The organism is Hymenobacter piscis (assembly GCF_018760735.1).
Classification (GTDB): Bacteria; Bacteroidota; Bacteroidia; order Cytophagales; family Hymenobacteraceae; genus Hymenobacter; species Hymenobacter piscis.
This window is the reverse complement of record NZ_JAHHZN010000025.1, coordinates 17,997-31,734: the sequence shown is the minus strand read 5'-3', so window position 1 is coordinate 31,734 and position 13,738 is coordinate 17,997. Positions and strand designations below refer to the sequence as shown.

12 protein-coding genes are annotated in these 13,738 nt (G+C 55.3%); 5 read left to right on the top strand and 7 right to left on the bottom strand.

Translation table 11 applies throughout. From position 1 onward, the window contains the following. Positions 1-148: 148 nt before the first annotated feature. From KLP40_RS18695 to KLP40_RS18675, 5 genes are all read right to left on the bottom strand, one after another. Positions 149-589, bottom strand: coding sequence for a SusD/RagB family nutrient-binding outer membrane lipoprotein (locus tag KLP40_RS18695; RefSeq protein ID WP_215595355.1), 441 nt, complete (start codon positions 587-589; stop codon positions 149-151). A gap of 261 nt (positions 590-850) precedes the next feature. Continuing rightward, the gene (locus KLP40_RS18690; RefSeq protein WP_215595354.1) at positions 851-2,506 is read right to left on the bottom strand and encodes a RagB/SusD family nutrient uptake outer membrane protein; all 1,656 of its coding nucleotides are present in this window, start codon (positions 2,504-2,506) and stop codon (positions 851-853) included. A gap of 12 nt (positions 2,507-2,518) precedes the next feature. Beyond that, on the bottom strand, positions 2,519-5,689 hold the full coding sequence (locus KLP40_RS18685) for a SusC/RagA family TonB-linked outer membrane protein (RefSeq protein ID WP_215595353.1): 3,171 nt from the start codon (positions 5,687-5,689) through the stop codon (positions 2,519-2,521). 413 nt (positions 5,690-6,102) lie between these two features. Next, positions 6,103-7,533 carry a carbohydrate-binding protein gene (locus KLP40_RS18680; protein WP_215595352.1) on the bottom strand — a complete coding sequence of 477 codons (1,431 nt, stop codon included), beginning with the start codon at positions 7,531-7,533 and terminating at the stop codon, positions 6,103-6,105. Positions 7,534-7,994: 461 nt separating this feature from the next. Next, positions 7,995-8,855, bottom strand: coding sequence for a dienelactone hydrolase family protein (locus KLP40_RS18675; RefSeq protein ID WP_215595351.1), 861 nt, complete (start codon positions 8,853-8,855; stop codon positions 7,995-7,997). 181 nt (positions 8,856-9,036) lie between these two features. Here KLP40_RS18675 and KLP40_RS18670 point away from each other — a divergent pair, with 181 nt between their 5' ends. The 3 genes from KLP40_RS18670 to KLP40_RS18660 all read left to right on the top strand — a co-directional run bounded on the left by KLP40_RS18670 (position 9,037) and on the right by KLP40_RS18660 (position 11,745). Further along, positions 9,037-9,810 (top strand): hypothetical protein, encoded by a 774-nt coding sequence (locus KLP40_RS18670; RefSeq protein ID WP_215595350.1) that lies wholly within the window; start codon positions 9,037-9,039, stop codon positions 9,808-9,810. Positions 9,811-9,913: 103 nt separating this feature from the next. Beyond that, entirely contained in the window at positions 9,914-10,945 is a 1,032-nt protein-coding gene (locus KLP40_RS18665) for a sensor histidine kinase (RefSeq protein ID WP_215595349.1), read from the top strand. Positions 10,946-10,980: 35 nt separating this feature from the next. Then, positions 10,981-11,745: a LytR/AlgR family response regulator transcription factor gene (locus tag KLP40_RS18660; protein ID WP_215595348.1), complete on the top strand. Its 765-nt coding sequence runs from the start codon at positions 10,981-10,983 to the stop codon at positions 11,743-11,745. Between the two features lie 49 nt (positions 11,746-11,794). On the opposite strand, the gene KLP40_RS18655 is transcribed toward KLP40_RS18660, so the two are convergent. After that, on the bottom strand, positions 11,795-12,166 hold the full coding sequence (locus tag KLP40_RS18655; protein WP_215595347.1) for a cupin domain-containing protein: 372 nt from the start codon (positions 12,164-12,166) through the stop codon (positions 11,795-11,797). Between the two features lie 15 nt (positions 12,167-12,181). After that, the gene (locus KLP40_RS18650) at positions 12,182-12,421 is read right to left on the bottom strand and encodes a Kazal-type serine protease inhibitor family protein (protein WP_215595346.1); all 240 of its coding nucleotides are present in this window, start codon (positions 12,419-12,421) and stop codon (positions 12,182-12,184) included. Positions 12,422-12,661: 240 nt separating this feature from the next. Between KLP40_RS18650 and KLP40_RS21595 the strand changes: the two genes are divergently transcribed. Further along, positions 12,662-13,096, top strand: coding sequence for a YtxH domain-containing protein (locus tag KLP40_RS21595; protein WP_215595345.1), 435 nt, complete (start codon positions 12,662-12,664; stop codon positions 13,094-13,096). A gap of 139 nt (positions 13,097-13,235) precedes the next feature. Then, on the top strand, positions 13,236-13,619 hold the full coding sequence (locus tag KLP40_RS18640; RefSeq protein WP_215595344.1) for a YtxH domain-containing protein: 384 nt from the start codon (positions 13,236-13,238) through the stop codon (positions 13,617-13,619). Positions 13,620-13,738: the final 119 nt, after the last annotated feature.

The following is a 13,738-nucleotide window of genomic DNA, read 5'->3' as shown; positions in this document are numbered from 1 at the left end:
GGTTGCCATCTTCTGCTGTATGTGCAGAGGGCCTATCACTTGCTCCGGATGCACAGCGGAATGAGCATAAAAAAAGCGCTGGCCACAGGCCAGCGCTTTCTTGGGTTAGCATCCGATATAGTAAAAGCGGGAGGATGCTAATGGCTGCTTAGTCTTCGGTGCCATCATCCCACCAAACACCGTCCCCAATGGTAGCATTCGGTACATTGTCTTTGTTGGTTGCAATTTCGCTCTGAGGATAAGGGAAGCGACGGGGGAAGAAAACCGAGTTTTTCGGGTTCTGCAACGTTGGGAAGCCCGTACGACGGTAATCGTTGTAGGCTTCGATGGACTGGTAAACGAAGAAGGAGATGTACTTCTGGGTAATGATGTTCTGCAACGTCAGGTTAGCCGCACCTACGAATACCCGGTCGCGGAATTCCTGCGATTCTGCGCTGGTGCTGGTGCTCACGAAGCCCGCTCCGCCTTTGGCTGTCAGATCGGCGTTAACTGCCGCAACGTAGGCAGCATATGCGGGTACGTAAATCAAGCGAGTAAGTGTGCATACAACTCTTTCCGAGGCGACAAAATAAACGGCCGAACTGTTCACAAAACCGTTATATAAGCCTCTTTGCTGGATTATAAATAATTCAGGGTCAATATTTTGAGTATCATCACGCTACATGAATTTGTATGTGCCCAATGGCAGAAAAGGCCTATTAGCTTCACTTATGACCCAACTCACCTCACATTGGGGCTATACAGCTAGTAAACAGCCTCATACAAAAAAAGCCCCCGCTAGGAATTCCAAGCGGGGGCTTTGTATTAGCACATCAACATGCAGTTGGAGACAATAAATATATTATAGGAATTAATAGCCAGGATTCTGCTGAGCGGCTAAAGTTGGATTGTTAGCTACTTCAATAGAAGGGATTGGCCAAATGAATCGAAAATCGTTGTAATCAATAGGAGCAACACCACCTGTAACTGTTGGAGCAGGCATATTAGGAGTTGGACACTGGTAATTAGCAAGAATCGTTTGGGTCGCCGTCAGTTTACGAGGAACGCCGTTCGTGCCAAATTTCGGATCGACAGCTAAACGGTGGATGTCATCCCAACGAAATCCCTCAGCCACGAATTCAATACGTCTTTCGTTGAGAATTGCGCGGGTAAGTTCATCACCTACTGGGACATTACCATTGGCTATGGAAAACTGCTCGGTAGCATCAGTTACTGCACGATTGCGCACTGCATTCAACAATGCAATCGCACGAGTTGAATTGTTTAAGCGTGACTCAGCTTCAGCTTGATTAAGCACAACTTCTGCGTATCGGATAATGGGCGCAAAATCTGAGTTATTTGCTGCATCCTTATACTTAAAAGTAAAATAGCGAGTAGAAGTTCGCTGTAGTAACTGGGTCCGACGCAAATCTCCACATGTCCAAAATGGAGCGTTGAAGAGAATAGGGCTTACGGCCACCAAGCCACGACCTTGAATACCAGGTAAAGCGTTAGCTGTTGTATTAGGAGAACCATACATAGACGGTAATGCTCCATTAACCCCTGGGTTGTCATCTGAGCTGTTTTCGATCGAGAAAATATTCTCTAATGTAACAGCGGTACCACCCGGAAAAGCTGCTCCGGGAGTAGTATTGAGCGTAACACCGCCAATTGCACTCACAAAAGGAGCACTTTCAGGAATCAATTTGTTGCCCTCTATAACAACGGAAGCATAATCACCTTTATGTAGATACACCCGTTGCTTAAGTGCGATGGCTGCAGCTTTAGTTGCACGTGTTACCCGCAAGGAGCCCGTGCGAGTTTCGGGCAGATTGTCTTCCGCTATATTGAGATCTTCGATTATTTTGTCATATACCTCCGCCACTGTATTGCGTCCTTGTTCACGCGCACGCGCAACCTTTTCAGCTGTATTTACGGCAAAATCTCGGTACGGTACTCCTGGCTTGCTACCGGCACCGTCAGCGTATGGCCGAGCAAAATGTTGAAGTAACTCATGATAAGCCAATGCTCGCAAGAAGCGAGCCTCGCCTTCAAATGCCAATGCATCAGTGGCACTCAATGCTCCCCGCTGTCCAGCACCCTGTACTCCCTCTATTACAACGTTAGCTTGGTTAATAAGTGAGTACAGGGTAGACCACATATTCACAATATTAGGGCTGCCAGGAGTAACATTGTTCTGATAGACAATGCCGAAGAAACCGGCTAAATCCGTCACATCTTCACCTCTTACATCGCCCTGTTCATTGGCAGCAGCTCCAAATGGATAACCCCGGACAGCAATGGCTGTACCGTTGAGTGGATCATAGAAACCCGATTGGGCAGCATCGTATAAACCCGCAACTGATAAGTTGGCTTTCGCTGCATCTTCGAAAGCTGAACCTTCGGGAATGGCGTCCTGAGGAGTTATATCAGTTACATCACAAGCTGTCAAACCTAACGAAAGGAAAGTAGCGATAGCCAATGTGCGGGTGGTCCGAGGCTTAAACGAGAAAGAATTGGTATTCATGCTGAAAGAAATTTAAAAAGCTACGTTTAGACCACCCGTAAACACTCGTTGTTGTGGGTTACTATTAAAGTCTACCCCAAACTGCTGATTAGTTTCTCCATTGGAGTTTACCTCTGGATCGAGACCAGAATATTTGGTGATAGTAAAGATATTCTGTACTTGAGCGAAGAGGCGGACACGGCTCAAAGCACTTAGAGGGCCGAAATTTTCAGGCAGTGTGTAACCCAATGTTACGTTCTGTAGACGGAAAAAGTCGCCTTTTTCTACAAAACGAGAAACTGAGGAATTGTTCAGGTTAATGAAGTCAGAATTTCGAAACACAAGTTTTGGAACATCAGTGTTGGTGTTTGTTGGTGTCCAGCGATCTAAAATTTCAGTGCCATTGTTCACAAAATCCATTCGTAACAGCTGTTGCCGTGATACATTCATGATTTTGTTGCCACCCGAGAATCGAGCAAAAATATTCAGATCGAACCCCTTGAATGTGAAATTATTGTCTATGCCGCCAAACCAAGTTGGGTTGGAATTACCTAAAACCTTACGATCACGATCAGCCTGCAAAGGCGTCGTACGCTCTATTTCACCCGCAGGCGTAGGACCGGATGATGGACCGAGCACAGCACCTGGGTTGCTAGGGTCGTAAGGATAGTAGGTGTTGTTATCGACATTGGCTTGCACCAGCGATCCATCGGATTTTCGATAAATAGGATATCCGAAGCTTGCATTTACACCAACAAAGTCATAGCCGTAAATAGAGCCAATTGATTCGCCTACCCGCGTAATATTATATGGATTGAGAATGTCTTCACCGTTATTCAGTTCTAACACCTGATTTTTGTTAGTAGAAAAATTCAAGTTAGTAGACCAAGTGAAATCTTCTCTAGAAATATTTTGCGAAGTGAAATTAAACTCAAAACCCTCATTTCTCATTCTGCCAATGTTAGCATTATATCCATTGCCAGGAATGCCTAACGAAACGGGCACTCTCACAAATAGAACCAAGTCATCAATGTTGTTGCGGTAGTAATCCGCTCCCAAAGTGAATCGATTATCTAAGAAGCCAATATCCAAGCCAACATCAAATTTCTTAGAGGATTCCCACTTTAGGTCTTGGTTTCCAAACTGACCATTACGGTTGTAACCAATGCCATTCTGCGTACCGTACTTGGCTGGACCAAACAGGCTGGCATACGGGAAGAATGAACTGCCAATACCAGTATTACCTACAGCAGCATAGCTGGCTCGAGCTTTCAAATCGGAAAGAACCGTACGCACAGACGACTCTCGCAGGAAGGGTTCTTCCGAAATACGCCAGCCGATAGAGCCTCCAGGGAACCAACCCCGCCGATTGGCTTCAGGTAAACGGGAGAGAGCGTCATTACGAGCTGAGAAACTCAATAGATACCGATCCTTGAATGCATAATTCAAACGTCCAAAGTAAGAATCGAATCCTTCTTGTTGGTAGGAACCACCAATGTTTGGTGTAGCAAATGTTCCAGTAATGATGTTATTATTACCGAAGAAGCGGTCAGAAAGTCCCGTTGCTTGGGCGAAGAAAGACTGGCTAGTAGTCTTCTGGTATTCTACCCCACCTACAAAACCAATCTTGTGAGCCTCGGCTAGTACCTTATTGTAAGAAATTGTATTCTGCCAGTTCCACCGGAAGGTTGGCAAGTACTGCTGGTAAACTAATCCATTGGAGCCCCGTCCATCTCCATGGCGTGGATCAAGGTATTGATAATCTTCGTTGAGGAAGAAATCGGTTCCGTATTGCGTACGGAGTTTAAGACCCGCTACTGGCTCTAATTCGGCAAACACATTGCCCAAAATCCGGTAATTCGTAGCTTCGTACTTATTGTTCTCTAGTGGGAAAAGGATATTTGTGTAGTTGAAATCAATGGTTCCTGCGTTGTTACCCTCGCCTAATACGGCAGGGTTAGTCGTACTGATGAAGGGAGTGCCATCAGGATTACGAGCTGGTACGTTGGGGAACAAAGACAGTGCGTTCGTGACGTTTCCTGAAAGACCGTTACGACTAGTATTTAGACCGAAGTTTTGCGTCCGAGTAAGACCCATGTTTACTCCTACGCGCAGCCACTTGGTTACGTCCTGATCAAGGTTTGCCCGAAATGTTGCTCTTTTAAGCGAGTTAGAAACTATTACGCCGTCTTGATCAGTGTATCCTCCCGAAAAAAAGTAGCGCGTCTTGTCATTGGCTCCGGATACCGATACAGCATGATTTTGTTGAAATCCAGAACGAAAAATCAAATCCTGCCAATCAGTACTCACGTTGTTCTCAAACGGGACGGCGATTGGCTGGTAAGCTGCATCACCTACGTCGTTACGGTACTTTTCATTCGTGATTTCGATGAACTGATCAGCATTTAGTACTTCGTAACGTTTCAGTGTTTCTGCTACGCCAATCCAAGTGTCATAGGTCACCTTGGCTTTACCCAAACGCCCTTTTTTGGTGGTTATTAGAATTACACCATTGCCAGCGCGCGAACCGTAAATAGCGGTTGCTGAACCGTCTTTTAGAATTTCGTACGACTCGATATCATTTGGGTTAATATCGCCTAGTGGGTTGTTAGGTGTTACACCACTTTGGTTGCCCGTTACCACTGGTACTCCATCTACTACAATGAGTGGATCTCCAGCCGAGGATATAGAGTTTGTTCCTCGAATTCGAATACGAGGTGCTTGACCAAGAATGCCTGAAGGCGTAGTCACCTGTACGCCGGCAGCTCGTCCAGCTAGTTGCTGGTCGAAGCTAGGAGTGGCTAATTGAGAGATAGTTTCACCTTTAATGGAGCTAATGGCGCCAGTAACATCTCGGCGCTCTTGAGTGCCGTAACCCGTTACTACTACTTCACTCAACTGTTTGGAGTCAGCAGAAAGCCCTATGTTAACTTGATTATCACTGCCAATCGGGCGCTCTACCGATATGAAACCAATGGAACTAAAAGTCAGCGTGCCACCTTCGGCGGGAACGTTGAGGGTATAGCTGCCATCAGAGTTCGTGGATACCCCGTTATTGGTTCCTTTCAATAGGACGGTGACCCCGGGCAAGCCCTCACCCGTAGATCGATCAGTAACTCGTCCGGATACTGCTCTCGTCTGTGCAGTCACCTGCGTCACCGAAAGGGCAACCAGCGGTGCTGCAATAAGTAAAGCTTTTTTCATGAAAAAGAGAGGAAAATGAAAAAGGTGGAGCTTTCTATAATTAAAAATCCATTTGTGAGAGTGCTAAAGTAACGAGGAAATCTTAGCCGCTCAAAATAATTGCTGGGAATACTTTTCAGCCAGCCCTTCAGGCAAACCCCACGCAAATGGCCAGGTAGGGGCAGTTGGGTGGGTTGGACTGGGGACTACCGTTCTGTTTGTCGGAATCTAAGCGGCTGATCATCTGGGCGAAAAGTCTCTCCGATACTTAGGTAAACAGGACTGGGAAAGTGATGCCGGCTGAAGGCGGGCAGATTCTGTAGGCATAATAAGGCCCGCCGACTCCGCGAACAATCCCAGGGCCTGTCTCTGGCGAGAGAGAACAGGGACTTGGGGTGCTTGCCGGAATCGGCGGGCCTGACTATAGATTGGCGCTATTGCACCCGCAGTTTCCGGGTGATGGTGGTGGCGGAATTCGTGACGCGGATGAGGTAGAGTCCGTTGGGTAGCATAAGATCCGTAATCCGGACTTCCGTTCCGAAGGTAGTGGTTTGCCACACTTGTTTGCCGTTGGCATCCAGAATTGCAACCTGCGAGGGAGACGCGAGTTGCTCACGGGCGAGTTGAATAGTAAGCAGGCCACCGGCAACGTAAGGATTGGGATACACCGTCAGGGCGTCCTCGTTCTGGGCGGTGGCGGTAGCCATTACGGTGGCGGGGCGGGCGCTGGCAGGCGGAGTAATGCGGATCCAGTTCAGATTCCAGCCGCTGGTCTGAGCGAAGACGCCGAAGCTGTAAGTGCCGGCGTTGACGTACACGCTGCGCGTCACGGTGGTCCAGTTCTGCCAGCCGCCGGTGGCCGGGATGAGGATGTTGCCCAATTGCACGGCCCCGCCATTCAGATCCGACGACAGTGTCCCGCCCGTAGGGCTGGCAACCCGGTATTCCAGCTTGTAGGTGCCGGAAACCGGGAAATGGATGTTGTTATAGGCCAACCAGTCGCCCTGATCGACATAACCGACATTTTGGCCGCCTTCGGCACAGGCTTCCACCTGTACGCCGTTCATAGTGCTGTAGCCTTCGGCCTCCAGGAAACGGACCACGGGCGCCGCGGCTTTCTGGTATACTCGTACATAATCGACGAACAGGGTAGCCGGGAGCTTGCTTTCGTCAACGGTCTGGCCCGGCCAGTTGCCGGCCACGGCCAGGTTCAAAAGCAGGAAGAAGGGCCGCTGAAATTCTTCGGTACCGCCGGCATTGTTGGCAATGTTGATTTCGTGGTACTTGACCCCATCTATAAACCAGCGGATGTAAGTCGGTTCCCATTCCACGCTGTACACGTGGTAAGCCTCGGGGGTGGTTATGAGGTTACCCCCGTACTCGGCGTGGCCGTTGCTGTCCCAGTGGGCGGTGCCGTACACCTTGTTTTCAGCGTTGATGTGTTCCATCACGTCAATTTCGCCGCAGGCCGGCCAGCCCACCTGCCCGATATTGCTGCCCAGCATCCAGAAGGCCGGCCACAGGCCCTGCCCGAGCGGGAGCTTCATCCGGGCTTCCACGCGGCCATATTTAAACTCTTTGATTCCCTGGGTTTTCATCCGGGAAGAAGTGTAGGCATAGCCGCCCACACTTTGCTTTCGGGCGGTAATCTGAAGAATGCCGTTGGCGACGGTAGCGTTGGCGCGCTGGTAGTATTGCTTCTCATTGTTGCCCCAGCCGCCACCGCCGTTTTCAAACTGCCAGCCAGGGCCGATGCCAGTGGTAAACTCATCGGCCCAAACCTGCTGGTAGGTTTGGGCGTGGGCCAGGGAGCCGAGCAGGCAGCAGACTGCTGCTCCCAGCAGGGAGGTAAACGTGTGTTTCATGATGGTTGTGGGAATTGGTTGGAAAAGGAACGGATGCCGGGCGCTAAAACCGGCAGTAGCCTTCGGCCACTCAGGGCCTGGGAACCCCCAATTCTTCCGTTCTTTTTCTGCAAATCCAAACGCCTTCCCACCCGCCCGAACCAGGCTCAGGTACATCTTATACGCCTAAGCCACAAGCCGGAAGAGCCGTGGCGTAAGCGCAATCGGACGTGCGGCACCGGCGCCGATGCTGGCTGCCGCAGCTAAAAAACACGCGAAATCCCCCAAAATTATAGTAGCCCCAATAGGCTTCTGCCCGCAGGATTCGCTTTTCAAGCATCCAACGGTCGGGAAGCCGGCTGGCAGATATTACCCGTCGGCTAAGTGAAGCAGGCAACTTCACGGCTGAATAGGACAGGGGCGGAACCGCAGGTTTGTGAGGGTTGGCTTAACAAGCAGTCGGGGCGAAGGGCAATACGCGCTCAGGATAGCTGCTGCCCGAATAGTTGCAGGGTCCGCTCCCAAGCCAGAGCAGCGGCTTCGGCGTTGTAGCGGGCGGGAGAGGTGTCGTTGTTGAAAGCGTGGTTAACGCCCTCGTACACGTACTGCTGGAAGGGCACGTGGGCGGCTTGCAGGGCGGCTGCCCAGGCGTCTTTGCCCGCATTCACCCGCTCATCGAGGCCGGCGTAGTGCAGCAGCAGGTGGGCCCTGATGTTGGCGGCTTCGGCGGCGGCGGGCTGGGTGCCGTAGTAGGCCACGGCGACGTTCAGTTGGGAGTCGTGGGTGGCGAGGTTGTTGGCCATGGCCCCGCCCCAGCAGAAGCCCACGCAGCCTGTACGGCCGTTGCCGTCGGGGCGTTGGCGCAGGTACGCCAGGGCGTTGAGGTAATTGGTGAGCGTCTGGGCTTTGTCGAGCTTGCCGATGAGGGTGCGGCCTTCGTCCTCGTTGGCGGGCGTACCGCCGAAAACCGACAGCGCATCGACGCCCAGGGCCAGGTAGCCGGCCCGGGCCACGCGCCGGGTTACGTCCTTGATATGGGGCGTGAGGCCGCGGTTTTCGTGGATGACGACGACGGCCCCGCGCTTTTTGCGGCCTTTGGGTTTCACCAGGTAGCCCTGCATCATGGTGCCGTCGGCGCCGGGCCAGGTCACGGTTTCCTCGGTCAGCTTGCTTTTATCGGTTTCCACGGTGGCGGCCCGGGCGTAGCCGGGTTCCAGCACGGCCAGGGCCGCGGCGGCCAGGGCGGTGCTGCCGGCTAGCTGCTGGAGGCGCTCCAGAAAGTCGCGGCGGCTGAGCGGGGCGTGGGTGTACTCGTCGAAGAGGTTGAGGATGCGCTGGTCCATGGGAAGCCGGAAAAAACGGTGGAGCAGGGAAAGATAGTCAATCGGCCCCGGGGTGACCGCCATTCGCCCGCGGTTTTCCCGCACTCCCACGATTTTTCCGGCACTCACGCGAAAACGCCGGTATTCGGGCGGTAGGCGGGGCAGTTTTGAGGCATCAATCAACCCCTTAACCCTACTTCCGATGGATACCCAGAAACTGACCCGCGACGTGAAATTGCTGAAAACCTACGCCCTAGCTACCACGCTGGTGCCGATAGTGGCCCTGCTCTGCGCCTTCGGCAAGCCCGATAAGCCGGTGCGCTTCGGCGAAATAACCGTGGAGCGCCTCAACCTGGTGGAGCGCGACGGCACGGTGAAGATGGTGATGAGCAACAAGGAGCGGTTTCCGCAGGGCGTGACCATCGACGGCCGGCACATTGATTACAAGCGTCCGCACCCCGGCATGCTCTTCTATAATGAGAAAGGGGAGGAGTGCGGCGGCCTCATCTTCGGGGGCAACAAGGACGAGAACGGCAAGGTGGCCGCCGGCGGCCACTTCTCCCTCGACCGGTTCGGGCAGGATCAGGTCATTGCCCTCAACTACCAAGAGCAGGGCGGTGGCTACAAAGCCGGCCTGACCTTCAACGACGCCCCCGACGAATCCATGGCCGTGCTCGATGCGCGTTACCAGCACGCCAGCGCCGAGGAGCAGCGCAAAGCGGTGAAGGAAGGCAAGCTGGGTTTGACCTCGCGCCTTTACCTGGGCACCACGGCCAGCCGGTCCTCGGCCATGGTGATGGCCGACCAGCGCGGCGAAACCCGCGTGATGCTGGTGGCCAACACCGAGCAGTCGACCCTGGATTTCAAGGACAGCCAGGGCCGCACCCGCCTCACCATCGGCGTTGATAAGAGCAACCAGCCCGTGCTGCGCTTCCTGGACGAGGCCGGCAAGGAAGTGAAAACGACGGGCCTGTAAGCGGCGCGGGGGCTGGCCCGGTGTGGTTACGGCATAGTTCTTCCTGTTTCATTCGGCCGCGCCGCTGGAAAGCCGGCGGCGCGGCCCTACCTTGGCCGCCGCCATGCGCAAGAATCCCTGGTTTTATCTGTTCGTTTTCGGCCTGTCGGTGCTGCTGGCGCTGTACACGCGCCTGAACATGGCCGCCACTGCCGCCGAGTTCCACCTCTACCCCGATGCGCCCTTCTGGATTTTCCTGGAGGCTCTGCTGGTGGTGTTCCTGCTCGACCGGCTGCACGCCCGCAACGTGCGCCGGGGCCGGGCCAGCGGGCAGGCGCGCTACTTCTTTGGGCTGCTGTGGCGGGCGGGACTGGTGTTTCTGGTGGCGGGCCAGCTGCTGGTGGCGCTGGTGAGCGTGTCGCCGGTGGGGCGCGGCTTTCATCCCACTTGGTACTCGGTGGTGCGCAGCGGCTTTTCCGATTTGTTCGTGTACCTGCTGGTGGGCAGCTTCTACCTGCCGCTGCTTTACCAGCAGCACGCCGCCCAAGCCCGCACCGAGCTGGAACGCCTGGAGAAGGAGTCCGCGCAGGCCCGCCTGCAGGCCCTGCACCAGCACGTCGATCCGCATTTTCTGTTCAACAACCTCAACATTCTGGCCGCCCTCATCGAACCCGGCAACGCCGCCGCCCACGACTACGTGACTCACCTAGCCAGCCTCTACCGCTACCTGGTGCGCACCCGCCAGCAGGTGGCGGTGCCCGTGGCCGAGGAGCTGGCGTTTCTGCGCGACTACCAGTTTCTGCTGCAGCGGCGCTTCGGGGCGGCCTACGTGTTCGAGGAGGATATTCGGGTGGAGTCGGCCGCGCTGCACACCCTGCTGATTCCGCCCGGGGTGGGGCAGGAGCTGCTCACCAACGCCCTCAAGCATAACCTGGGCAGCCGCGCCCGGCCGCTGCGGGTGCGCCTCACCGTCGGCCCCGAGTCGCTCACCGTGGCCCACGCCCGCCAGCCCCGGCCCGCGCCGGCGGTGGGCGAGGGCAGCGGCCTAGCCGGCCTGCGCGCCCGCCTGGCCCTGCTCCACGATACGCCGGTCCAGGTGCTGGACACGCCCCAGCAGTTCAGCGTGACTTTGCCGCTGGCCCGACTGGCCGGGTAGCGGCCGTTTTCACTTTCGCCATTTACCCGTTTGCCATGCTCCGCGTTCTGTTGATTGAAGACGAAGAACCCGCCCTCGACCAGCTCCGCCGCTTCACCCTCCAGTACGCCCCGGACGCTACCATCGTGGGCGAGTGCCAGCAGGTGAGCGAGGCGGCCGATTTCCTGCGCCACAACCCTGCCCCCGACCTGATTCTGTCCGATATCGAGCTACTCGACGGCAACGTGTTCGGGCTTTTTGATCAGGTGGCGGTCAGCAGCCCCATCATCTTCATCACCGCCTACGACGCCTTTGTGGTGCAGGCCTTCGAGCAGAACGGGATTGGCTACGTACTCAAGCCGGTGCAGTACGCGCAGTTTGCGGCGGCCATGCAGAAGTTCGAGCGGCTGCGGCAGTCGTTTCAGGGCGCGGCGCTGCGGCAGCTGGCCGCTACCATGGGCGCGGCCCCGGCGGCCAGCTACAAGCAGCGCCTCGTGAGCAAAACCCGCCAGGGCCTCTACCTGCTCGAGGTGGCCACGCTGCACTACTTCCAGCTCCGTCACGGCGTCACGCACGCCGTGGATGGGCAAGGCCGCGCCTACGTGCTCAACGAAACCCTCAGCCAGCTGGAAACCCAGCTCGACCCGGCCCAGTTCTTCCGCCTCAACCGCGCCGAAATCGTGCAGCTGGCCGCCATTGAGCGGTTGGAACCCTATTTCAACGATACGCTGACGGCCCACCTCCGGGGCACGCCGCCCACCGCCCTCACCAGCAGCACCCACCGCACCCCGGAGCTGCGCCGCTGGCTGGGCCTGAAATAAGCGTGGCGGGCCTTCCGGTCCGCCGCGCTTGTCGATAAGCATATCGAATCTATTCTTCCTCCCGATTAACCGTGTCCGGGCTGAACGCCGGCACGCAAACCGACCAGTACTCGCACTCAGCATCGAAGGGGTTGGAGTAGCGCACCCGCGCCCCGGCCTTGATCAGCAGCGACTCGCCGGCGCCCAGCTCCACCACGTCGCCATCAATCTCAAACCGCTTGCGGCCGCGCACCAAAATGGTCACCTCGTCGAACTCGGGGCGCTGGTGGGGCTCGCTCCACTGGGGCGGGGCTACCATGTGGGCCACGCTGTACTGGCCGGTGCCGGTACTGGCCTGCCCGATGTGCTCCTCGATGAGCTTGCCATCGGTGGTAGGGACAACGAAGGGGTTCTGCTGGCGGAAATAGCGTTTTTCAGACATAGGAAAGGTAGAAAATTAGTTGGCTGCCGGGCACTCGCCCTGGCGGTAACTGGTGACGCCGGCGTTGGTGGCCTGGCAGGCGTTGCTATACGTTTTACCGTCGCAGCCGCAGACCGGGGCGTATTCCATGGTGCAGATGGCGTCCTTGCGGATCTTGCTGGCATCGATGCAGCCGGCCTTAACAGTGGGTGGCGTTTCGCGCTGGCAGGCCACCAGGGCCAGGGCGAGCAGGGAGGTGATCAGGCGGGTGTACATAAGGCAAAGGTAGGAGGAGGTAACAATGATGGCACCTACGGAACGTGGCTGCACGAAGCCGCCGGTTTACTATATTTTTGTTCGGCAATTTTTTGCACTGCCGCAAAACCCCGGCCGCGCGGCTTCGTATAGTGAGCCATGCCCGACAATTAGCCCGGGTTTCGGCGTTCCGCCAAACCACGAGCGAGGTGTCGTTCCTGCTGCAACCCTATTTTCTTTCACCCCTTCTCTCCCAGAATCATGTCCTATTACGAAGAAGACAACTCCGGTAAAATTCTCCTTGCTGCTCTCGCCGGTGCCGGCGCCGGTATTATTGCCGGGATGCTGATGGCTCCCGACAAAGGCAAGGCTACCCGCGAAAAAATCGGCTCGGCGGCTACCAAGTACAGCGGCCAGGTAGGCGACCAGCTCTCCAAGTACGGCGAAGAACTCGACTCGAAGTTTAAAGGCTATATCGAAAAGCTGGAAGACATGGGCCTGACCGGCTCGGGCTCCAGTCTGAAAATGAAAGGTGACTGGGACACGGCCAAAGGCAAGCTGAAGCAGCAGTATGCGCAGCTCACCGATGAAGACCTCCAGTATGCCGAAGGCCAGGGCGATGAGCTCGTGGGCCGTCTGCAAAACAAGCTCGGCAAAGCCAAGAGCGAAGTAGTAAAGATGCTGAACGACCTGTAGGTCATCAGCCAAATGCCTTAAAAGCCCCCGCTTCTTTCAGAGAAGCGGGGGCTTTTGCTTAACCCATCGGCAACGGCGCGCGTTAGACAAAGCTGCCGTTGTACTGGCTTCTTCTTTTCTCATCCCAATACGTTTTTTCATGGAAGACACAAAAGGTAAAGTAATTCTGTCGCTGCTGGCCGGCGCTACGGCCGGCGTGGTAGCCGGCCTGCTGCTGGCTCCCGAAACCGGCGACGAAGCCCGCGCCGACCTCAAACGTACCGCCAGCAAGCTCAGCGCCGACCTGTCCCGTCTGCTTAAAGAAGGCAGAGCACGCGTGGAAGCTCTTAAAGGAGCCAATCCGGCCGATTCCGAGCAACATCGCACCGACCGCACGGCTGCCGATGAACTGCTCAATTCCCTGGGTCAAACGGACTCGGACACCTTGGCAACGGTGCCGGAACTGCCGCCGATACTAGGTGAAATGAGCAGTGAAGCCTTGGAGCAGAGTGCCAAGCCAACAGCCGGCAACGAAAGGGTCTGATTTTTTTCCATGCTCCAGCAACTTCCCGCGGCCTGACCCGTACAAACAAACATCAGGCAGCCTAAAAGAAGGGTGCAGCCGTTATAAGAGTAAAATTGCCGACCGTAGAGCTTCTGAAG